General features: G+C 49.4%; 18 protein-coding genes and 1 tRNA gene. 2 read left to right on the forward strand and 17 right to left on the reverse strand.

Translation table 11 applies throughout. The features are described 5' to 3' along the window. Nucleotides 1–98 precede the first annotated feature (98 nt). The 10 genes from ACFRAM_RS27750 to ACFRAM_RS27795 form a co-directional block, all read right to left on the reverse strand. Entirely contained in the window at nucleotides 99–686 is a 588-nt protein-coding gene (locus ACFRAM_RS27750; protein ID WP_175370306.1) for a non-ribosomal peptide synthetase module, read from the reverse strand. Between the two features lie 83 nt (nucleotides 687–769). Next, nucleotides 770–1426: a ribosome biogenesis GTP-binding protein YihA/YsxC gene (yihA, locus tag ACFRAM_RS27755; RefSeq protein ID WP_379470194.1), complete on the reverse strand. Its 657-nt coding sequence runs from the start codon at nucleotides 1424–1426 to the stop codon at nucleotides 770–772. A gap of 47 nt (nucleotides 1427–1473) precedes the next feature. After that, a complete protein-coding gene (gene lon / locus ACFRAM_RS27760) occupies nucleotides 1474–3804 on the reverse strand; it encodes an endopeptidase La (protein ID WP_379470196.1) in 2331 nt (776 codons plus the stop codon). Nucleotides 3805–3979: 175 nt separating this feature from the next. Then, on the reverse strand, nucleotides 3980–5689 hold the full coding sequence (gene lonB, locus ACFRAM_RS27765) for an ATP-dependent protease LonB (RefSeq protein WP_379470198.1): 1710 nt from the start codon (nucleotides 5687–5689) through the stop codon (nucleotides 3980–3982). Between the two features lie 348 nt (nucleotides 5690–6037). Next, the gene (locus ACFRAM_RS27770) at nucleotides 6038–6709 is read right to left on the reverse strand and encodes a hypothetical protein (RefSeq protein ID WP_379470200.1); all 672 of its coding nucleotides are present in this window, start codon (nucleotides 6707–6709) and stop codon (nucleotides 6038–6040) included. Nucleotides 6710–7370: 661 nt separating this feature from the next. Beyond that, entirely contained in the window at nucleotides 7371–8495 is a 1125-nt protein-coding gene (gene ispG, locus ACFRAM_RS27775) for a flavodoxin-dependent (E)-4-hydroxy-3-methylbut-2-enyl-diphosphate synthase (RefSeq protein ID WP_379470202.1), read from the reverse strand. Nucleotides 8496–8599: 104 nt separating this feature from the next. Beyond that, nucleotides 8600–9856 (reverse strand): ATP-dependent protease ATP-binding subunit ClpX, encoded by a 1257-nt coding sequence (clpX, locus tag ACFRAM_RS27780; RefSeq protein ID WP_175370312.1) that lies wholly within the window; start codon nucleotides 9854–9856, stop codon nucleotides 8600–8602. A 12-nt stretch (nucleotides 9857–9868) separates the two neighbouring features. Continuing rightward, nucleotides 9869–10459, reverse strand: a complete 591-nt coding sequence (gene clpP / locus ACFRAM_RS27785; protein WP_066376827.1) for an ATP-dependent Clp endopeptidase proteolytic subunit ClpP — start codon at nucleotides 10457–10459, stop codon at nucleotides 9869–9871. A 317-nt stretch (nucleotides 10460–10776) separates the two neighbouring features. Next, complete coding sequence (gene tig / locus ACFRAM_RS27790) at nucleotides 10777–12105, reverse strand: trigger factor (RefSeq protein WP_175370313.1); 1329 nt, start codon at nucleotides 12103–12105, stop codon at nucleotides 10777–10779. Nucleotides 12106–12201: 96 nt separating this feature from the next. Continuing rightward, on the reverse strand, nucleotides 12202–13095 hold the full coding sequence (locus ACFRAM_RS27795) for a hypothetical protein (RefSeq protein WP_379470205.1): 894 nt from the start codon (nucleotides 13093–13095) through the stop codon (nucleotides 12202–12204). A 171-nt stretch (nucleotides 13096–13266) separates the two neighbouring features. On the opposite strand from ACFRAM_RS27795, the gene ACFRAM_RS27800 reads away from it, so the two are divergent. After that, nucleotides 13267–13340, forward strand: a tRNA-Arg gene (locus ACFRAM_RS27800). A 126-nt stretch (nucleotides 13341–13466) separates the two neighbouring features. Here ACFRAM_RS27800 and ACFRAM_RS27805 read toward each other — a convergent pair. From ACFRAM_RS27805 to ACFRAM_RS27830, 6 genes are all read right to left on the reverse strand, one after another. Then, entirely contained in the window at nucleotides 13467–15275 is a 1809-nt protein-coding gene (locus tag ACFRAM_RS27805; protein WP_379470207.1) for an LTA synthase family protein, read from the reverse strand. 59 nt (nucleotides 15276–15334) lie between these two features. After that, nucleotides 15335–16741: an MATE family efflux transporter gene (locus ACFRAM_RS27810; RefSeq protein ID WP_379470209.1), complete on the reverse strand. Its 1407-nt coding sequence runs from the start codon at nucleotides 16739–16741 to the stop codon at nucleotides 15335–15337. Nucleotides 16742–17011: 270 nt separating this feature from the next. Then, the gene (gene pstA / locus ACFRAM_RS27815) at nucleotides 17012–17893 is read right to left on the reverse strand and encodes a phosphate ABC transporter permease PstA (protein ID WP_379470211.1); all 882 of its coding nucleotides are present in this window, start codon (nucleotides 17891–17893) and stop codon (nucleotides 17012–17014) included. Further along, nucleotides 17890–18837, reverse strand: a complete 948-nt coding sequence (pstC, locus tag ACFRAM_RS27820; RefSeq protein ID WP_175370318.1) for a phosphate ABC transporter permease subunit PstC — start codon at nucleotides 18835–18837, stop codon at nucleotides 17890–17892. Before pstC ends, pstA begins: the two co-directional genes overlap by 4 nt. Nucleotides 18838–18924: 87 nt before the next feature. Continuing rightward, nucleotides 18925–19782 (reverse strand): phosphate ABC transporter substrate-binding protein, encoded by an 858-nt coding sequence (locus tag ACFRAM_RS27825; protein WP_175370319.1) that lies wholly within the window; start codon nucleotides 19780–19782, stop codon nucleotides 18925–18927. Between the two features lie 68 nt (nucleotides 19783–19850). Continuing rightward, nucleotides 19851–21287 (reverse strand): TolB family protein, encoded by a 1437-nt coding sequence (locus ACFRAM_RS27830; protein ID WP_175370320.1) that lies wholly within the window; start codon nucleotides 21285–21287, stop codon nucleotides 19851–19853. A gap of 450 nt (nucleotides 21288–21737) precedes the next feature. Between ACFRAM_RS27830 and ACFRAM_RS27835 the strand changes: the two genes are divergently transcribed. After that, on the forward strand, nucleotides 21738–22814 hold the full coding sequence (locus ACFRAM_RS27835; RefSeq protein WP_379470214.1) for a hypothetical protein: 1077 nt from the start codon (nucleotides 21738–21740) through the stop codon (nucleotides 22812–22814). A 103-nt stretch (nucleotides 22815–22917) separates the two neighbouring features. Here the strand turns inward: ACFRAM_RS27835 and ACFRAM_RS27840 are convergent, their stop codons facing one another. Continuing rightward, a complete protein-coding gene (locus tag ACFRAM_RS27840) occupies nucleotides 22918–23367 on the reverse strand; it encodes a putative iron-sulfur cluster-binding metallochaperone (protein ID WP_379470216.1) in 450 nt (149 codons plus the stop codon). Between the last annotated feature and the right edge of the window lie 23 nt (nucleotides 23368–23390).

Consider the following 23390-nt stretch of genomic DNA (forward strand, 5'->3'; position numbering starts at 1 on the left):
GTTCTCTATCGGTCCTTTCTTCCTATATCTTTAGTTTTTCGACAAAAAAATACAACCATTTCGCTTGGAAATGATTGTACCTTTCAGTAACACTTTCATTAGGCTTCCAATTGGAAAAACCTTGCGGCAGCAGCGCTCAATTCACCATCAATCTCTGCAATCCGGGACAACGATCCCGCGTCATTGCGTGCATCCAGCAGCCTATCCACTTGCCGCCTGAGGCTAGCAATCTCCTCTTCTACGAGGTTGGAATGATACATTTTCAGCATTTCCGCAGCCGTATGCTTGTGCTGGTAGATCAGCTTGCTGCCACTAGACGTAATTTCCGAAATTTGGCGGACAGAGCCAGCCACATAGTAATACATCATCGTGAAGCCCTTGTATATTCGGTTCACCGTTCCTGTTCCCTTGTAGGTCACGAACAGCTTGCGGACCGCATTATTCAAATGGGGGTTGACCACCCTGCAGGATAACTTGCAGACATAAATGCTACCTTTGCGTTCAAAGGACAAATGAACTTCCTCTCCACCAGCTTCCTCCAGCACAATCTCCTGTTCTCCGCCGCCGAGCACTTTCACACGGTGACTGATATAACTGGTATCTGCCGAGAGTAGGAACTGATTCATCTGAAATTCCGTCATTTGCAAAGTCGCATTCACATATTCCGTAGCCAGACGCTGAGCCATCTTGATCCCTCAATTCTTGGTAACACTGTTTAGCAAGATTATACAATGAACACGAGCTTCATTCCACATCTACTCTGCACGCTCTACGCTTCGGAAGCTTCACCAGCATCCGGCTCTTGAACGGCAGCTTCATCCTCTACCACTTCTTGCTCAGTAGACTGGATATACTCGGCGACCAGTGCCCACAGCTCCTCACGGCCAAGTCCGATTTCCGATGAAAATGGAATGAACAGATCACCAGGCAGTACGCCCAGTTCCTGCTTCATGATCTTGACATGCTTCGGCCAGCGCGTCTTCGGAATTTTGTCCGCCTTGGTGGCTACCACACAAAGTGGAATGTCATAGTGCTTCAGCCAGTCGAACATCATCTTGTCATTGCTCGTAGGCGGGTGACGCAGATCCACGACGAGCAGGACGAGCTTCAGCGTATCCCGTTCGGCCAAATATTTTTCCACCATTTTGCCCCAGGTCGCACGCTGGGTCTTGGACACCTTGGCATACCCGTATCCTGGAAAGTCCACAAAATACATGTTCTCATTAACTAGGTAATAGTTCATATGTTGCGTCTTACCCGGGGTAGAGCTTGTCCGGGCCAGATTCTTGCGGTTAATCATACGATTGATCAAAGAGGACTTTCCTACATTGGAGCGCCCTGCCAGAGCAATCTCTGGCAAGGCGTCATCAGGGTATTGATCAGGGCCGACGGCACTGATAATAAATTCGGCATTGTTAACTTTCATAGGACTTCCTTTCTAATGCACACTACTTCGTGGCTCACTGCTGATTTTCAGGTCTGATGCTCGACAAGCGCATGATGCAGCACCTGGTCCATATGGGACACCGGCACGAACTCTACATCTTTTTTGACGCTGTCGGGAATTTCTTTCAAATCGCGTTCATTGTCCTTAGGCAGCAGAATCTTCTTGTACCCGGCACGATGCGCCGCAAGCGATTTCTCCTTCAATCCACCGATCGGCAGGACACGGCCGCGGAGCGTAATCTCACCGGTCATGGCAACATCCTTCGAGACATAGCGTTTGGTCAACGCAGAGATTAGCGCCGTGGCGATCGTGATACCTGCGGATGGTCCATCCTTCGGAATGGCACCTTCCGGGATGTGGATGTGAATATCATTTTTCTCGTAAAAATCAGGCTCCAGCCCCAGCTCCACCGCTTTCGAACGGGTGTAGCTGAAAGCAGCTTGCGCCGATTCCTTCATGACATCCCCTAGCTGTCCGGTCAGGATCAGCTTGCCAGCGCCCGGAACTACCGTCACCTCAATCAGCAGCGTATCTCCGCCAACCTCGGTCCAGGCCAGACCTGTGACCGTTCCGATCTGGTCCTCTAGCTCGGCCATGCCATAACGATATTTGGAGGTCCCCAAGTAATCCTTGAGGTCTTCCTCAAGAATGACTACAACATCCTTCTCTGCCGAGACCAGCTGCTTCGCAGCTTTGCGGCACAAGGCGGCAATCTGCTGCTCCAGGTTACGCACCCCGGATTCCCGCGTATATTCGCGGATAATCTTAAGCAGGGTCTCCTCCGGTATGCTCAGCTGATCTTCTTCCAGACCATGATTCTTCTTCTGCTTCGGCATAAGATATCGACTGGCAATCTGCAGCTTCTCCAGCTCCGTATATCCTGGAATAAACAGCATCTCCATCCGGTCCAGAAGCGGACGCGGGATGTTGTGCACCGCATTAGCTGTTGTGACGAACATGACGTTGGACAAGTCAAATGGCAGCTCGACAAAATGGTCGCTGAACGTATTGTTCTGCTCCGGATCTAACACCTCCAGCAGCGCGGCTGAAGGATCGCCGCGGAAGTCCGCAGCCATCTTATCGATTTCATCCAGCAGGAAGACCGGATTCGTACTGCCGGCTGTCTTCATGCCTTGAATGATACGACCTGGCATGGCACCGACATACGTGCGGCGGTGGCCGCGAATCTCAGCTTCATCCCGCACACCGCCGAGCGAGATGCGGACGAATTTGCGATTCAGAGAACGGGCGATCGAGCGGGCCAGCGATGTTTTGCCGACACCCGGAGGCCCTACAAGACAAAGAATAGGTCCCTTAAGCTTCTTAACGAGCTGTTGAACCGCCAGATATTCCAGCACCCGCTCCTTCGGCTTCTCCAGACCATAATGGTCGGCATCCAGCACCTCTTCAGCCTTCACGATATCAAGATCATCCTCGGTCCAGTCATTCCATGGGAGGCTAAGCAGCCAATCCACATAGTTGCGGATTACGCCACCTTCTGCGGAACTGGCTGGCATTTTCTCCAGACGGTCGATCTCCTTCTCGATCTTCTCTTTGACACGTTCCGGAAGATCCTTCTCTTCCATCTGGGCCCGCAACTCTTCCGCTTCCCCTGCCCGGCCTTCCTTCTCGCCAAGCTCTTTCTGGATCGCTTTCATTTGCTCGCGCAGGTAATACTCCTTCTGTGTCTTCTCCATCTGCTTCTTCACACGCTGGTTGATCTTGCGTTCCAGTTCCAGCACTTCACGCTCATTGTTGAGAATATCGAGCAGCTTCTCCAGACGTTTGCGAACATCAATGGTCTCCAGGATCTCCTGTTTATCCTTGATCTTCAGCGCCAAATGACTGGTGATCACGTCAGCCAAACGCCCAGGCTCTTCAATATCCGACACCGCAGCAAGCGTCTCTGGCGTAACCTTCTTGGAAAGTGTGATATAGTGCTCGAACTGATTCAGAACAGTGCGCATCAGGGCATCGCTCTCCTGATCGGCTCCCTCTTCCTCTGGCAGCTCGCGCGCCATTACTTCATAATACTCTTCATTATCCGTATAATGAATGATTTCGGCCCGTTCCACACCTTCTACCAGCACACGGATTGTGCCGTTTGGCAGCTTCAGCATCTGCCTTACGTTGGCGACGGTACCCACCCGAAAAATATCTTCCTGACCCGGTTCCTCAATATTCACTTCTGATTGAGAACAAAGGAGGATTAAATTATCTTCAACCATAGCCTTCTCCAGCGCTTTGACTGACTTCTCGCGGCCCACGTCCAGGTGAAGCACCATGCTTGGGTACACAAGAAGGCCTCTAAGCGGCAATAAAGGAAAACGACGACCTTTCGATTTGTTCTGTATCATCGCTTTCACACCCCCAATGGCTCTCAAGTAATGTCATATGCATTCATTTTAACAAAAGCAGCATCAAAACACCAACGGGCCGCTTTTATGCGGCCTGCCGGTGTTTGCTATGTTTGTACATCAATCTATTTTGCAAGCTACTGGCGGTGATATTGGATCTGCAAAATAAAAAAATCTACAGATTGGCGCTTTCGCCGGAAGCATCGGCTTTAAGCAGCGAGGGCGCTCCGGAGAATGTTTCCCCGGATACGGCCGGCAGTCTCACATCGGCGATATGTGCGCCGAAGAGGTGACGGAACACTTCCTCCACGGTCTCCACGGGAATGACCCGCAGTGGCGAGAGATCCTCGAACAGGGATTGCCAGTTGTCCTTGGGAATCAGAACCGTGGTGGCTCCAGCCTGGAAGGCGGCTTCCACTTTGGCAATAACGCCACCGACCGGCTTCACCCGGCCATGAATCCCAATCTCTCCGGTAATCGCCACCGTGTTGTCCACGGGCAGCCCCCGGATAGCCGAGACAATTGCCACAGCCATCGCCACCCCGGCGGAAGGCCCGTCGATGGGTGTGCCCCCCGGGAAATTAACGTGTAGATCATAGCGATCCGGCTCCAGGTTCATGGTACGCAGCACGGTCAGGACATTCTCCACCGAGCCCTTAGCCATACTCTTGCGCCGGATCGTGCGGGAGCCACCACGTGTCTCTTCTTCATCGACAACGCCGGTAATGTTGAGCCGGCCCTGACCACCCGTAGCGGGTGCCGCCGACACTTCAATTTCCAGCAGCGTACCCATGCCCGGCCCGTAAACAGCCAGCCCGTTGACCAACCCCACTTGCGGAGCTGTGGGAATCTTGCGCTCGGTGCGCAGCGGGAGCTGGCTGCTGCTTGCCACCCACTCTACATCAGCCGCGCTTAGGGTTTCGCGCTGCTCTGTCAGTGCAAGACCAGCCGCCAACTGGATCATGTTGACGGCTTCCCGACCGTTGGTAGCATATTGCTGGACAACGGTGACCGCCTCAGGGCTCGGCTTCAGCCCGATTTTCTGAATAGCATCACGGGCAATGACGGCAATCTCCTCCGGCAGCAGCGGCCGGAAATAGATCTCCATGCAGCGCGAGCGAAGCGCAGGCGGAATTTCCTCCGGCGAGCGCGTTGTTGCGCCTACCAGACGGAAATCGGCCGGCAGGCCATTTTGAAAAATATCATGAATATACGCAGGTGTATTACTGTCTTCCGAATTGTAATAGGCGCTCTCCAGCAGCACCTTCCGGTCCTCCAGCACTTTGAGCAGCTTGTTCATCTGGATGGGATGCAGCTCCCCGATCTCGTCGAGAAATAGAATTCCCCCATGTGCCTTCGTGACTGCACCAGGTTTGGGCTGCGGCACTCCGGCCACACCCATGGCCCCGGCTCCCTGATAGATAGGATCATGCACGGAGCCGATCAGCGGATCGGCAATTCCCCGTTCATCAAAACGGGCCGTAGTAGCATCAATCTCTGTGAATTTGGCATCGTTTTTAAACGGGGAGAGCACGTTCTTCTTCGCCTCTTCCATCACTACACGCGCTGCGGCCGTCTTGCCAACACCCGGCGGCCCGTAAATGATGACATGCTGCGGATTCGCACTGCACAGCGCGGCCTTCAAGGCCCGCAGGCCATCCTTCTGCCCGACAATATCTCCGATAGAGGCCGGACGTGTCTTTTCCGATAACGGCTTGGTCAGCGAGACCATCCGCATTTTGCGCAGCTTATCCAGCTCTTTTCGCGATTCCCGGTCTACCGCCGTCTTATTGGTCTTCTGTCCCCGCAGCAGATTCCAAAAATAAACGCCGATAACCAGCGCGAAAAAGAGCTGCACGATCATCAGCAATATACTTAATTCCATAGGTCATCCTCCTGTTCGTTCTGAATACCTCTCTTGCACCCTTGGCTACTACTAGGTAGTATAGCCGTTTCGGTCATTCATAAACGCTCGGAGGAGATGATTTCTGTATGCAACTCTGCTTTCCGGTTATATCCGTGCCTATTATCTGTCCTAAAGTCCGACTGGCGACGAAGTGCTCGTGTCCCCTTGTGATCTCTGCTTCGATTTCGACCTGCCCCAGTGCCACTACAGTTCAAATCAACTAGATTATTCGCAGCTCCATTAACGCCAATACCATTAGCCACAGCATCATTATTCACAGACTCTTTGCTACCCCATCACTATTCGTAAACCAGTTACTTCCCACCATTAATCCCAGTAATAAAAAATTTCACGCCCTAACGCATACTCTACGTTTCGTATCCCCTCTCCCTTTTTCACCGGAACGAGCCAACCCTTGACACTTAATTCTGACAGCAGAGTACGCGCCCGCCTTGAGTCCAATGCAAAAAAATCAGCCACCGTCTTAGGTCGAACTCTTCCTCCTTGCCCTACCACAAAACGCATGATTTCTTTCTCCAGCAGACCCATTCTACCTTCAGGTAAACTTATCGTCTGATGGCGGCTTAATGCTAATTTTAATAGGGTGATACAAAGCTCAGGGCGCTGCTCCACATCATCATAAGCAAATGAGAGCACCTGATAGCCCATTCCATACAGAAAAGTCTCTCTGTTCAGCTCATGACTATACTTTTGACGATCCATGTCTCTCACGTGCGCCGCGTATCCTTTAATCTCGAACAAAAGCTTGACCGCTCCGGGCAAGTAGGCAAAATCCGCAAAATAAGAGCGCCCCCGCCAGTCCAACACTTCATATTCCGGATGCAAATGGACAAAATCTCCTCTCAGTGGCCACCATACATTCTGAAGAAACAGTTTCTCAGCATGCCCATACCCCCGCTTCAGCCGTCCAAGCCGCTCACCCGAACGTGCAGCTAGATGGCTCGTCAAAAACATTTCTTGCGCTTGCTCATAGTCCATCCCAATTACCTCCTTATTGTAATATAAAAAAACGCCCCGCTTGCGCCGCCGGATCATTCCGGAGTGCGTGCAGGGCGTTCTTCGCCTCTAGCTATCTCGCTATAAAATTAGCCTAAACTTTAAATAAGGACAAAAATGTACCTTAATTCCATTATAATCATGCATATTATTAATATAAGTGCATTTTTGTATCTTATTTGAGACCAAAACTCTCTAATCGGGAATAATGGACAAATTAGAGTACAAAAATGTCCTTATTTCCCATTCACCGCGTTTCTAATCCAAATTAAGGTACAAAAATGTCCTTAATTAGAATGGCGGGACAGTCTTTAACAAAGTAAGTATGGGTAGCTACTGCAGACGCGATCAGTTACTGTTAGCGCAGCCGATTACTGTTAGGTGATCTGCTACTGCAGACGCGATCAGTTACCGTTAGCGCGGTCAGCTACTGCTGGCGCAGCCGGTTACTGTTAGGTGATCTGCTACTGCAGACGCGATCAGTTACTGTTAGCGCGGTCAGCTAATGCTGGCGCAGCCGGTTACTGTTAGCGTGGACAGCTACTACTGGCGCGATCAGTTACCATTAGCGCGGTCAGCTACTGCTGGCGCGTGCCCCCCTATAGTTACCTGACACCGGCTGAGAAATTACCCTTTCAGCCTATTATGCCGTTTCAATCGGCCCTAATTGGGCATGCTTGCGGCCAGGGATTTCCCCGGTTCTTTCAAAGTGCTCGACGATGACATCGATCTCTTTCTTCAATTCATCGACGAGGTCGGCTTCAGGCACTTTGCGGATCATCCGGCCGTAGCGGAACAGCAAGCCTTCTCCGCGCGCACCGGCAATTCCGATATCCGCTTCACGCGCTTCGCCTGGACCGTTAACGGCGCAGCCCAGCACGGATACTTTGATCGGCACCTTAAGCTTGGAGATGTACTCTTCCACTTCGTTGGCAATCGAGAACAGGTCGATATCCAGTCGTCCGCAAGTCGGACAAGAAATCAACGTGGCCGCATTAGAGATCAGACCGAAGGTCTTCAGCAACTCACGCGCTACCTTGACTTCTTCCACCGGATCGGCGCTCAGTGAAATCCGCACGGTGCTACCAATTCCCATGGAGAGCAATGCGCCGATTCCGGCGGAGCTCTTCACTGTTCCGGCGAACAACGTGCCGGATTCAGTGATACCAAGGTGCAGCGGGTAAGGGATGACTTCTGCCGCCTGGCGATAGGCTTCGATGGCCATCGGCACATCAGACGCCTTAAGCGATACGATAATATCGTGGAAATCCAGCTCTTCCAGAATCCCGATATGATACAAAGCGCTCTCGACCATGGCTTCCGGCGTTGGATAGCCGTACTTCTCAAGCAGGTGATTCTCCAGCGAGCCGGCGTTTACACCAATCCGGATCGGAATCCCTTTTTCCTTACAAGCCTTAACTACCGCTTCAACCTTCTCACGGCGGCCGATGTTACCCGGGTTAATCCGCACCTTGTCAATGCCGTTCTCAATCGCCATGAGTGCCAGCTTATAGTTAAAATGAATATCCGCTACAAGCGGAATATGAATCTGTTTCTTGATTTCCTTGATGGCCTCAGCAGCTTCTTCATTGTTAACGGTGACGCGCACCAGCTGACATCCGGCTTCCTCAAGCCGCAGAATTTCCGCTACAGTAGCTTCTACATCCGCAGTTTTGGTAGTACACATGCTTTGAATCGCAACCTCGTTATTACCGCCAATAATGACTCCGCCTACATTGACGGGACGGGTCTGGTGTCTCAAGAACATGATTTCTCCCCCATAACGCCAAAGCTCCACCCCTTCGCTCCCGCCAGTGAAGCGGGATAAGCGGAAGAAAGGTGGAGACGATGGCATGTATTGTTAAAGAAGCGTTACGCGCTTTCCTCTTGTTTCTTGTCTTTCTTAACGTTCAATTCCGGCAGAGCCTTCTCTTGAACTACCTGCTCGGTAATGACACAATCCTTGATGTCATCGCGAGAAGGTACTTCGTACATCACGTCAAGCATAATGCTCTCGATGATGGCACGCAGGCCGCGGGCACCAGTATTGCGTTTGATAGCTTCCTTCGCGATCGCTTCAAGCGCTTGTGGCTCGAACTTCAACGCAACGTTATCCATCTCCAGCAATTTGATGTATTGCTTGGTGAGTGCATTCTTCGGTTCGGACAAAATCCGTACCAAAGTCTTCTCATCCAGCGGCTCTAGAGTCGAGATGACCGGCAAACGGCCTACGAACTCAGGAATCAGACCAAATTTGAGTAGGTCTTCCGGCAATACCATGGACAGGTATTCTCCAGGTTTCAGATCTTTTTGACCTTCAGCTGCAGCGTTGAAACCAATGACCTTCTTGCCGATACGGCGCTTGATCATTTGCTCCAGGCCATCAAAGGCACCACCAACGATGAACAGGATGTTCGTAGTGTCGATTTGGATGAATTCTTGATGTGGATGCTTGCGTCCGCCTTGCGGTGGAACAGAAGCTACTGTGCCTTCAAGAATTTTCAGCAGGGCCTGCTGTACACCTTCACCCGAAACGTCACGGGTAATGGACGGATTCTCGGATTTACGTGCCACTTTATCAATTTCATCAATATAGATAATACCGCGTTCGGCTTTTTCCACATCATAATCGGCCGCTTGGATCAGCTTCAGGAGAATATTCTCCACGTCCTCACCAACATAACCGGCTTCGGTCAAAGAAGTCGCATCGGCGATAGCAAAAGGTACGTTAAGAATCTTCGCCATAGTCTGTGCCAAGAGGGTCTTACCGGAACCTGTCGGACCAAGCAATAGAATATTACTCTTCGTCAGCTCGACATCTTCCACCTTGCTCTGACTGTTCACACGTTTATAGTGGTTGTATACCGCTACCGACAGGGATTTCTTAGCTTGCTCCTGACCGATAACATATTGATCAAGAATATCGCGAATTTCCTTCGGTTTCGGAATATCCTTCAGATCCAGCTCTTCCTCATGACCGAGCTCTTCTTCCACGATTTCCGTGCACAGCTCGATACATTCGTCGCATATATAAACGCCAGGTCCGGCTACTAGTTTGCGTACCTGTTCTTGCGATTTACCGCAAAAAGAACATTTCAATTGTCCTTTTTCATCATTAAACTTAAACATCTAACCACCCCTTTAAGATTTGATCGGTGAAGTGAGGACCTGGTCAATAAGCCCGTATTCCTTTGCTTCTTCCGCGCTCATGAAGTTATCGCGGTCGGTATCCCGTTCGATTTTTTCAAGGGGCTGACCTGTGCGATCTACATAAATTTGATTCAGCTTCTGTCTGGTCTTAAGAATCCAGTCTGTGTGAATCCAGATATCGGAAGCCTGGCCTTGAACGCCGCCCAGCGGTTGGTGAATCATAACCTCGCTGTTAGCAAGCGCAAAACGTTTACCCGGCGCACCCGCCGTCAAGAGCAGCGACCCCATACTTGCGGCCATGCCCACACAAATCGTTGAAACATCCGGTTTGATGTGCTGCATCGTATCATATATACCCATGCCGGCTGTTACAGAACCACCGGGTGAATTGATGTACAGGTGTATGTCTTTTTCGGGGTCATCCGCAGCCAGAAACAGCAACTGGGCGATAACCAGATTGGCGACATCATCGTCAATCGCATTGCTCAGGAAAATGATGCGGTCCTTAAGCAACCTGGAATAGATATCGTATGAGCGTTCGCCCCGACTTGTAGATTCCACAACCATTGGTACCAGACTCATGTCACCAACCTCTTTTCTCTGTATAGATTAGTCTTTCCGTTTCAGAAATATTTTAACACGTTCAAGGCGCGATGTCATTTTTTCACTGCCGTGGTCCATTACAATGCTTAAGTGTATGACATTACCTCGCAATTATATCCGTATTGACAGGGTTTCATAACCGCATCCCGAAGCTTCTGAGAATTATAATCTCTGACAGGCAGTGAAAAACATGTCATATGTAAAAAATAAGGCACGTAGCTAAATATACGTGCCTTATCTTCTGTGTATGAAGGCCTGCTAACAGGCCATTATAGGTAGATCAGTCCGCGCGGGAATTACTCAGCGCTTTTATCTTCAGCTGCTTCTTCAGTAGCTTCTACTTCTACGCTGCTCTCAACAAGCAAATCAATGGTTTTGCGCAGGGAGAGCTCTTCGCTCAAGCTGCCCAGGGAACCGTTCGCTGCAAGAATGCTGCGGATTTCCTCAGGAGTACGTTTGAAGGATTCAGCCATAGTAGCCAGCTCTTGGTTAACTTCTTCTTCGGACACTTCAATGTTCTCTTGCTTCGCGATAACTTCCAGAACCAGGTTGTTGCGAACGCGTTTTTCAGCATCGCCCTTCATTTGGTTTTGCAGGTCTTCACGAGTTTGGCCGGAGAAGCTCAGGAACATGTCCATGTTCATTCCTTGTTGACGAAGACGGTTGTCGAAATCGCGAACCATGTTCTCAACTTCGCTAGCGATCATCGCATCTGGAATTTCAACTTCAGCGTTAGCTGCAGCTTTATCAACAACAGCGTTCTCACGAGCGCCTTTCAGTTCATCCGCTTTACGGGATTCCAGTTGTTTCTTCAGGTCTGCTTTGTACTCATCCAATGTATCGAATTCACTTACATCTTTAGCGAACTCATCATCCAGAGCTGGAAGCTGTTTGCGTTTGATTTCGTGCAGCTTCACTTTGAATACAGCAGCTTTACCTGCAAGGTTCTCAGCATGGTAAGCTTCAGGGAAAGTTACTTCAACATCTTTGAAGTCTCCAGTGCCCATGCCTACAACTTGCTCTTCAAAACCTGGAATGAAGGAATTGCTTCCCAGTTCCAAGGAATGACGCTCAGCTTGTCCGCCTTCGAATTGTACGCCATCAACAGAACCGTCGAAATCAATCACGGCGATGTCGCCCAGAGCTGCTGTTTCGTCTTCAACGACAACCAGCTCGGCATGACGCTCTTGCAGACGAGTCAATTCTGCATTCAGCTCATCTTCTGTAACTTCAGCTTTTTGAGCTGGAACTTCCAGACCTTTATATTGACCAAGGACTACTTCTGGTTTCACAGTGATTTTCGCTTTGAAAATGAAGGATTGACCTTTAGCGAATTGCTCAATGTCCACTTCAGGACGGTCTACAGGGAAGATATCGGTTTGTTCAACCGCTTCACCGTATGCTTCAGGAAGAAGGATGTCAATTGCATCCTGGTACAGGCTTTCTACGCCAAAACGGGATTCGAAAATCGGCCGTGGCACTTTACCTTTACGGAATCCAGGCACGTTTGCCTTCTTTACTACTTTATTAAAAGCTTTGTCGAGTGCTGCAGCTACACGGTCTGCTCCGACTTCGACTTCAAGAACGCCAAGGTTCTTCTCTATCTTTTCCCAAGTTGCTTTCATGTTATACTTTCCCCTCCAAAAATAGGTTCACAAGTTTACTCAAATATTCACGCAGTTCACGCACAGAATAACCATTATATTATATACAACATCACTTCATTTATCAAGTAGAGAAGTCTTTACAAATCCTTTCAGAGTGCGGTACGCTCCTTCAAATTGAAAGCGCATGCTATCTGTGATCCCGTACATGGCCCGGGTTTCCTCTTCCTGCCGAGCGCCATTCAGACTCTCGGAGACCATCTGGTGCAGCGCTCCGGCCCATATGTCCAGCATGGCGTACTCGCCTTCCAGCAGCGTCCGGTAATCTCTGGAGCCATAGATAGACATCACGAACTGTCCCCAGAGCTCCTGGGCAAAATAATACAGCGTAGGCTCATGTACCTCGGCCTGCTCAGCCACTCGTTCCAGAACCTGACTTATCTGCGGCGGGAATTCCTCGTTCTGTAGCGGCACACTCTCGATCTCGACAACGGCCGTTTCCGAGCCCCGGACCAGATGGATGCTTCCCTGGGCGCCACGTCGGCGCAGTGTCTGCAGCGTACGGAATTGCAGGAGTGGATGGACATTGCTCTGCTGAAGCCAATGACTCAGTGCCTCATCGATTCCTTCCCCTTCCAGATAGGAGAGCTGTTCCAGCGCCAGAATTGTCGATTCGGACAGTGGTTCTTCCATAATCTTTCTCAGTAGCTTGATGGGGTAGTCAGCATCTTCCTCCAGCTTGGATCTCGCCAGCACCCGGGCCATATCCTCTTCCTGGAGCTCTTCCTCTTCTTGCCGGGAACTGCTGTCCGATTCTCCGCTGCCGGAGGCATAAGGAAAAGCTGCCACCAGCCAGTCAAGCAGGGACTGCCATTCCTCATAGTGCCGCTCTTCCTGTCCCTGGCACTGCAGCAAAAACCGCAGCAGCTCCATTGCTTCCCCGTAACGCTCACTCTCCAGCATGACTGTCAGCTGAATCTGGTAATAATCCAGCGTGCGCGGAAATAACACGATATTGTCTTTGGCAGGGGAATTTGATTGTTTAATGAGGGCACCTCCTTTTTTTCAAAACGATATCTTGGTTGATTATAGCATATCCTTGGCCACGTTTAAAAAAACCGCTTGAAAAACACTCTTATGTATGATAACATAATTTTTGCTTGCTTTTCACTCATTAGACGTGTCCCGGTAGCTCAGCTGGATAGAGCATGCGCCTTCTAAGCGCACGGTCGGGGGTTCGAATCCCTTCCGGGACGTCATGCAGAAGCCTTCCTTTACGGAAGGCTTTTTTGCGTTCTCATTCAGAAAACCGACAAAAAATGCCCGGGTTGCCCCGGGCATTACCAATAGATCTGCTATTGTAGCAACGTTGTACTAACCGCTTAAAACAGCAGGTCTTGTGAGTAATTCTCACCTTCCAGAATATCGTACTCCACAAGCCGATAATCCTCTAAAAGCGCCTTCTGCTTCTCATTCAAATCCTTAATAGGATCGGAAGAACCGATGAGCACACTTTTACTCAGGCCCGGAATCTCTGCCTGCACCTCTCGCAGAAGCTTATAGAATACCGGCATCTCCTGACCCGACAACTGAAATACCGTGGGCCCGATGAACGCAGGGCTCATCGTTCCCGCCGATTCTTTTCCAATATCAAAATTAGCCAAGTAGATTAGCTTCGTCTCATGCTTCAACCTCGGATCGTTGTCCCATCCCGCCTGGGTGTAAATATCAGCCGACAGCGCCGGCAGGTGATCGCCCCAGAAAGCAACGATTGTCGGACGCTGGATTGTCTTTAGCTCCTTGGCCAGATAAGCCACCGCCTCATCCGTCAGCTTCGTGTCATGGACATAGGTCTCCAGTTCGTCCTTCCAGGCCGGCTGTGTGCCGCCTACACTAATGGTATTCTCTCCATTTAATCCTTTAATAAAGGGAAAGTGATTCTGCATGGTTACAAGATGCAGGAAGGTCGGCTGCTTCGCTGCCTTCAACTTATCCACGGCCTCCTGAACGGCAGACATATCGGAAATATAGCCGTTTGGCGTGATCCGCTCTGAGTTCTCCATTTCCTTCTCACTGGTGAATTCGTCGAAGCCCAGGATCGGATAGACCCGGTTTCGATTATAGAAGGTATCGTCAAAAGGGTGAACGGCAAGCGCCTGGTAGCCTCTGTCCTTGAGTATGCTAACAATGGAAGGCATCCCTGACATTTTGACAATCTTCTGTTGATAGGGAATCGAGCCGTCTTTAAGAAAATACATCGACAGGCCGGTCAGCGCCTCAAATTCGACATTGGCTGTGTTCCCGCCAAACTCTGGCGAGAGCAGGTAACCGGACGGTGTGTTCTGCCCCTCCTGATGAATGTACGCCAGCGGATCTTCACTGAAGGTGAAGCCCGGCAGACGGGTCACATCAAAGAACGCTTCGTCCATCATGTACATGATGTTAGGACGCTCCGCCAGCGCAGCAGTCTTATCTTTATCAGCCGGTAAGGCACCATATTTCTTAGCAATCCGGGCAATAGACTCCTGACTGTAGTCGTCCGGCTTCTCGATCAGCTTTTGCTTGAGATTGCCCGTGAAGGCGAACACAAAACCATTCTGGCTGTAATTGACCTTCTGGTTCCAGTAAATATTCTGGTACTGAATAGAGGTCGCCAGCGCATGCTGACCACTAACCATCCAGATAAATCCGGCGATCATAGCAGCAGAGAGAACCGTTAAGGCTGCGCGCAGTGAGAAGCGAATCTTCACTTTAGGCAGCTTCCAGATTAAATAAACTGCTACGACTAGCAGGACGACTGCCAATACCACCGCGAGCGGGGAGATCATCCCTGATGTGATTTTGCTCATCTCACGAGCGTTTTTAAGCTGCATTAAGTCCCAGGGAAACAGCGGCTCCCCAGTCGTGGACAGCTTCTTGTAATCCGCTATGCCAATCAGGAGGCAACCTGCGAACGCCAGTAGCGTTCCGGCATAAATATTAGGGATGATTACAGCAAAGCAAAGCAAAACAAAGAAAAAGAATAAGCTACCAAATATATAAAGCCAGTAATATTGTGAAATCCAGGCCAAAGCACTGCCGGCATTCATTCCGAGCGAAGCGGTCTGCATGAAGAAATTAAGCAGAAATCCGCCGAGCAGCAGCAGTAAAAGTAGCATATTCAGTCCTTTGGAAGACGTAAAACGGCGCATACATATCCTCCTCTATCTTTTCTAAACGAACAGTATACGCCATTTTGATTAAATAAACCTTAAATTTGCAACTGCGCTTCTGTGACGGGGACTTCTCCACTCTTCCGCAGAACGCTGAATTCCTTGCGAACCATCCACGCCGTCCATAGTACGACAATGGCATCAATCGCCAGCGTCCCCCAATACACCCCGGAAACTCCCATGATTCTTGGCAGCACAAGCATCACCGGAACGTAGAACACGAGCTGTCTGGCAATCCCGATGATCGCAGCCGGTTTTCCTTTATCAATTGACGGGAAGAAGGTCATCGCCATAAAAATCATCGCCAATAGCGGCAGGACCGCCATGTTGATTCGGAAATACGTCAGCTCCGGCCCGCTAAAGGTCTGATCAGGTAGCATAAGCCCCAGAATCATCTGCGGATTCCACATGGCGATTATCCAGAATGGCAGGGTCAGCACCATGGAAGCTAATGTGAATATTTTGTAGGATTGAATGACTCGCTCGTATTTCTCAGCCCCGAAGTTAATTCCAATGACCGGCTGGAGCGCACGCATAAGACCGAAGATCGGTGTGAGTAAGAACGTGAACACCCGGAAAACAACTCCGTAGAAGGCCACATCGGCAACGGTACCGTATTTGGACAGAGCATTGAACACAATTACAGCCTGTACCAGGTTCATAAAATTCATAATGAAGGAGGACATGCCCAGACTGAAAATGGATTTTAGCGTGGCTCTATCCCGATAAATCGCAAAGGCTTTGGTCTTGAAAGAAGACCATCCTCTGCCGAAATAAATCCAGCCCAGCAGTGTATAGACGAACATACCGATATTGGTTGCCCAGGCGGCACCCTCCACCCCAAGCTGCAGGACGGCCACCAGCAAATAATTGCATAGAACATCCGCCACCAAGCCAATGCCCATCACTACTGCTGCAGATTTCATCTTGCCCTCAGCTCTGACAATCATATTCGCGGCCAAACCGTAGATCCAGAAGAAAGACCCCCAGACGGTAATTCTGAAGTAGCTGTTACCCAGCGTCAGCGTTTGCCCCTCTCCCCCCATAATTGACACCAATTGGGTAGAAAATAATAGGCCCAGCACCATGTAGACTACGGTCACAATGACCGTCAGGTAATTCACATTACCCATCAATCGCTGCTGGGTGTGCTGATCCTGCCTTCCAATGGCAATGCTCAGCGCCGCACCCGCCCCAACTCCGATCAGGGAGCCTAACCCCAGGCTGATCTGAGTCAATGGGTAAGCTACGGAAACACCGGCTAAGGCTGTCTCGCCTACATAGCGGCCCACAAATACAGCGGCGATCACCGCGTTTAACCCGTACAACACCATGGCGATGATAGCTGGCCAGGAGAGCCGGTACATTATTTTCCACAGATTCTCGTTCAAGATTAGAAGCTTCTGCTTCTCTTTCCCATCTGTGGTTTGTTGTATCGTTGACATAGAAGGAAACCTCTTTCTTTAAAAGGATAGAAATCGTGATTCCGAGCCAGACTTAAAGCCCTTCTCGACTTCTATATAAGTTTAGAAGGTGAAGAGTGCCCTTCACCACCCGTAGACGGAGTCTTATAACCCGAAAAAGGATTATTGTATCTCTACTAAAGCGCAACGCAAAAAGCCGCCCCCAGGCAGTATGAAAACTACCGGAGACAGCTTTAGATTGAGGTAATAAGTTATAGCACTATTGAATAGAAGTCTTCACTTCAACTGGGATCAGCGTCCCTGACGGCGGTTGTTCAGCCACAGCGGGAAGCGGAAGGCCAGGTTGATGAGCAGGACGACAATAACCAGCACAGCTGCTGACCGGTCAGCAATCTGACGTGCATCCTCGACGATCGCTTCGGATTGGACGTACCACAAGTGCACCGCTAGCGTCTCGCCCGGCGAGAACAGGTTAAAGTCCCACATTTCGCCCGAGGTACTCAGACCGGCAGTCAGGATAATAACCGCAGACTCCCCGAAGGCACGACCGGCAACGAGACAGATACCTGTCACGATAGACCGCAGAGCAACCGGGAGCACGACCGTACGAATGACATGGTACTTAGTCATACCAAGTGCATAGCCCGCTTCACGGATATCGCCAGGAACGGCACGTACCGCTTCTTCTGTAACACGAGCCAGCATCGGCAAGTTCAACAGCGCCAAGCTGACGCCCCCGCCCAGAATCGTAAGTCCAATACCGAAGTATTCAGCGAAGATCGCTAGACCGAGCATACCGAATACAATGGAAGGAACCGAGGACAAGGCTTCTACACAAATCCGCAATCCACCGGTAAACTTGTTATCCGGCGCGTATTCTGCCATGTAAATCCCTGCACCCAGTCCAATTGGAACCGAGATGATAAGTGAGATGAACAGAATATAGAAAGAGTTGAATAGTACAGGACCAATACCGCCGCCAACATCCATTTCCTCTGGCTGCTTAATCAGGAAGTCCAGACTCAGGGATGGCAAGCCTTTGCTCATAATCGAGATCAGCAGCCAGAAGATCAGCAACAGAATCAAGCCGCCCAGCGCATAAAATCCGTATGTAGCCAATTTATCGCGCCGCTGAGCCCGCGCCGTATGGCGTGTCCGTGTGAAGCTGGTCATGCTGCATCCCTCCGCTTTCTTCCGAGAATCCGAATGATCAGAATCAGCACGAACGAGATCACGAGCAGCAAGAAGGCCATCATGTGCAGCGCATAGTTCCAGGTCGAGTCAAATTCCACATTAGAAATTTGCATTACGATGTTACTTGTCAGCACCGATGAAGGTGTGAACAGTGTTTTGGCCAATTGGGCCGTATTCCCGATAACCATAACCACAGCCATTGTCTCACCAACAGCACGGGTCATCCCGAGAATAACCGCAGAAATAATCCCCCGGCCTGCAGCAGGCAGGACTACGCGCATGATCACTTGCAGACGGGTGGAGCCGAGAGCATAAGCTGCATCACGGTATTTGCGCGGCACAGCCACAATGGCATCATCGCTGATCCGGCAAATGGTTGGTAGCACCATCAAAGACAGGACAAGTGCCGCGGCCAGTATTCCGTCACCGAGACCCTGACCACTAACGTCACGCAGGAAGGGAAGCAATACGGTAAGGCCCAGATATCCATAAACAATGGAAGGAATCCCAACCAGCAGGTCAAGCACTGGGCGAATAAAGGTCTTCAGCCAGTTCGGGGCGATCTCGGCAATAAGCACCGCCATCCCTACCGAAACGGGAACTGCGATGACCATCGTAAGCGCAGTTAGCGAAAGTGTATTCACAATAAAAGCGGCTGCCCCGAAAGCATCCTCTTCCGGACTCCAATTAAAAGAGAAGAAGAAGTCAGCCAATGAGACCTGGCCGAACATTAGCATCGCCGTTTTGCCGATAAATAAGATAACCATGCCCAGTACAAAGCAAAGCGCCAGAATACTGAACAAAAAATAATACCGGAATATTGAATTGCTTAGCAAATGCCTGCCATGACGTTTTGCATTAGCGCTGACCTTAACTGAGCTTTGTTTCAGCCTGGATTCCAGGTTGTGGACTGGTGCCCCCATACGTTCCCTCCTGTAAGCGGCCAGCCCCCGCTGATTCTCCAGGAGCTGGCCGCTGTTACCGTTCAATATAATCTTTGGATATTACTATTATTTCATCGAAGCGATTGGAATAAATTTAAGCTTCTTCAGGGAACCTTGTTGGAACTTCTTGCTTTGTACGTAATCGATAAATTCTTTAGTTGCGCCAGTAGGTTGGCCTTTAGTCATGAAGTAACCGTAAGCCCAAATCTTGTAAGAACCGTTGATTACGTTATCTGTAGTAGCTTCAACGCCGTTGAATTTAACAGCCTTCACATCGCCACTTACATACACCAAGTCAATGTAACCGATAGCGTTAGGAGTTGTAGCTACAGCCGTTTTCATGTCACCGCTGGAACCTGTTTCTTTGTAGTTCTTTTCTTTCTTCACGATATCGCCACCAGCCAAAGCTTTAGCTTGATAGTTAACGCGTGTACCGGAACCGAACGCACGAGTGATTACAACGATATCAGCATCCGAACCGCCAACTTCTTTCCAGTTCGTGATTTTACCGGAGAAAATACCTTTAAGTTGATCAGTAGTCAGGTTGTCTACACCGACATTTTTGTTAACGATTGTAGCAAATGGAATAACAGCTACTTTGTTAGCTACTTGGCCGTCAAAAGCTTTGAAGCCTGGAACGTCAATGCTGGCATCCCAGTCGCAAGCGCCGATGTCAGCGATGCCTTTTTTTACAGCTTGCGGTCCAGTAACGGAACCTTTACCGGAAGCAGCGATTTTCACTTTAGGGTGCAGTTTTTGGAATTCCTTAGCTGCTTGCAGCGTTAGTGGAAGCAATGCTGTGGAACCATTAACCGTAATTTTACCGGAAAGATTGCTGGCTGCAGAAGCAATTCCTGCAAAAGCTGTTGTTACAGCAAGAACTGCTGTAAGTGCAGTTACTGTGAATTTTTTAAAAACTTTCATGAATTATTTCTCCTCTCGGCTATTCGCCGTTAAATTAGTAAGGACTATGAAGTGCAAGCGAATTAATATTATTTAGTCAGTTCGAGAGCCTTGCCACCTTTGATGACAACCACTTTACCATCGCTGATGATTGCCAGCTTGCTGCCATCTTTAGATACAGCTACTTCAGATACATCTTCTGTAGAACGGTACAATTCAGTTTTCGCTCCGCTAGCATTGATGGAGTAAACCACTGTAGCGCCATCAGCTGTCGTACCGGATACCACCAGACCATCGTTCACACTGCTTACCCATGTAGGTTCAACATCAAGAGCGATATTCGTACTAGTTCCGTCTGCTTTCACACTCTTCAGTGTGTTCGCAGCCTTACCGTCAGCATCTGCACTCAGGTAAGCTACATTGCCATCAGCAAGAATTTCAGGGTACAGCTTGTTGTCTGCGGAAGTAGTAAGTGCAACAGGCTTAGCGTCTTTCACAGTCAGATCCAGCTTATACAGCTGCTCTCCCGCTTTGCTGAAGTCTACTGTAAGAGAATCTTCTGTGCTGTCAGCGTCATTCTTGGCTACACCAGTCAGGTTAACGATGTACGCAACACTCTTCTCGTCAGCAGACACGCGCAGCTCGGATTTGTTCTCGACTTTATCAGCAAGCACAGTAGCTACAGTTCCCGATTCCACGGAGATTGAAGCAATCTTCTCCTGCTTGTCCCCTTGGATAAAGTAAATTTTCTTACCGTCTTTAGACCAGATCAGATCAGTCTTTACACTGTTGTCTGTACCCAGTGCTTTAATGGCTCCACTGTTCAGGTCGATCAGACGAAGTTGGCCAGTCTCATCATTGAAAGCGCCCCAACGTTGATCTGCGGATACAGCGAAATCTACTGCGCTGTCATCGGTAGAGAACAATTGGTAGTTACCTTGATCCCCACCAAACTTAAGAAGTTGAGTAGTCTCGGCATCACTATGGTTAGCGATTACGGTACCGTCTGCTGCCCAGTGAAGTGTATCGAATAGACCTTCAGGACGAGCAAAGCTCAGGATAGAAGTACTTTCAGCATCCAGTTCACCGCCCAAGGATACGACAAGCTTGGTCAGTTCTACATAAGTGCTGTTCTTGTATGTTACAGGCGCAATGGTGAATGATTGTGCTTCACCATCTACTTGGAAGCTCTTGGAGCCTGGTTTGATTTGAAGGGTATGTAGGCCTTTGCTGTCGTTCAGCTCAATGCCGCTTGCGCTAGCTGCTACGTGAGCTCCGATCTCGCCGGCTACTTGGCTAAGTGCATAAAGTTTATAGCCGCCGCTGTCAATAGTATTGAATGTCACTGGCGTGCCGTTTACAGTCCATGTAGCGGTACCTTCCTTGACTTTTACCGGCCCGGAGACTGCTGCACTTACTGTTCCTGTCTTACTACCACCTGCACTGGCAGCTAATGCGCTCCCTGCCCCTGCGGTTACTAGAAGTGCCGAAGCCAAGGTTGCGCTTATCCATTTACTGTTTTTCAATTAGATTCACCCTTTTCCTATAGGTAACTGCTAATGTTATTTTCGTCTACAATTGTCAATGGCGTTGCAGAGGAATGTTTTGGAATTATTAATTTGGGCATATTTTGGTAGTTTTTTGTTAAGAGAGTGTAAAAACCCGCAAAATGAGTCTATTAGTCCCGTTTCATTAGTGGATATAGCTTATAAAAAATAGACCACAGCGCCTTCCGCTGGGTCTATTTGCACAGTAATAGTTACTGGAGAGCCCTCCCTTTTACCTGGAGATTGCTGCTGTCAACAATTCGGGAAGTATACTCTGGCGCTGAGGCGCTAATGAACATCATGATCTGCGGTCAGTTCCCCATAGAATTATGTCGAACCGGCAGGAATTTACTGGAGTCCCACCGAATGTATAGAACGCTAAGCCGTCAGACACCGGTTAAAGCATAATACATTGGGGGAAGAAAATTTATGAAAAGATTGGTCGTAATCCTAACTGCCCTACTGCTCGTTGTCGGGCTGGGCAGCCCTGCGGGAACAGGGAAAGCCGCTGCGGCAGCGGCACCAGCTTATAACGAAATCTCTACGTTTGTGGACGGCAAGCTGATTATCTCAACTGCCAAATCGGTCCTGGTCAATTCATCAGCATATGTACCTGTAAAGCTACTGGATCAAATTCCGGGAATCAGCATGACCAAGACAGCTACAGGCATCAGTGTGAGCGGCGCCAAAGGTGCCACTACACTAAACAAGGACAACTCCGTCCTGTACAACAATTCCAACTATGTTGCTTTCAAGACATTGCTGAACATCGGCGCGATTGATGGCAAGTACGCCTCCAGTGCCTACTCACTGTTCATCTGGAGCGGAGATGAAGGCAAGGCGAAGAGCAATGCCACACTGACAGCGCTCAGCAAGCTTCCAAGAAACTTTGGCAGCGTTGTAGGCAAGAAGGTCTATGTCTACGGTTTTCCAGGTACGCATTGGATTACTGACGTCCAGTATGATGGAAGCTCCTCGATTGAGTATTCAATGCTCAAGGACGATGGCACAGCATGGACCCTTGATCAAGACATCTATGACGAGGCTATGATGTATACGGTGGAGTACCTGCAATACTTGAAAAAGACCTTTAATGGCACAGTGGCTTGGGTGCGGAATTCCCAGATCGAGGATAGCCCGTTCAAAAATATGGAGAAGGTGACGATAAAGAGCGTTCAGGCGGACAATGAAACTGGCGATGTTGACGTTGTCCTGCGCCGGGCCAGTGGTGAAGAAATCACCATTACTTTGGCGCCTGTAGGGGATCAAATCGGTAATATCAGCAGCACTTTCCTCTATAAAAGTCCTCGTACACTAACTAATAGCAGTGATAAAATGTGGGCAGCTATTGTTGCTGAAAAGGTAGTTGTCGGTATGACTTTCGATGAAGTTTACTTCTCATGGGGCGATCCAGACCGGACTAATGAATCTCTTGGATTGGTAGTATACGGTAATGTCTACCTGTACTTCTATAATGGAAAATTAAAGTCTATTTCTGAGTTATAGAGAACGTACTAAAATAGCGGAGATTCGGCAGTAAAGCCGGAACTCCGCTTTTTTTTGTGTAGGTTCTTTTCGTAAAAATTATTGCTCATAAAGCTGACCACAACTACCGTTTGTCAAGACTTCGAATGAATGTAGTGACATTACCTAAACAACAGGCTCCTTGCGGGTTATTAACCTCACATCCACAACGATTAGCTTGAACTTGTTCTCGTATATGTACAATTGGATTCTGATTTACTTGAACAGCTGTTATTAAGCGTTCTCTAGTCCACCCAAAGCAGTAACAAACAGGCACATCCAACGCCTCGTCCTTTTGGAACACCGAGACTTTGAGCATATCTTTGCCAAAGGTCTGCTCGTTACTAAAATAGACAACTTCGCAAAACGGATTAGTGCAAAAAGCGTAAGCCGATTCGGGGTGAATGGTTTCTAACGCTTCTGGTTGAAGCAACGCTTTGAGCGTAATCAATTGAATACCTTTGCCTTTTTGGTGACAAGCAGGGCATTGAGTGGGTGTTGTTGTTTTAGTGGATGATTGACAACAGCTATCCATTTTTCATCTCTCCTTATGCAGTT

Origin of the sequence: Paenibacillus sp. NPDC056722, assembly GCF_042790635.1 — a bacterium.
GTDB classification, from domain to species: Bacteria; Bacillota; Bacilli; order Paenibacillales; family Paenibacillaceae; genus Paenibacillus_AQ; species Paenibacillus_AQ agri.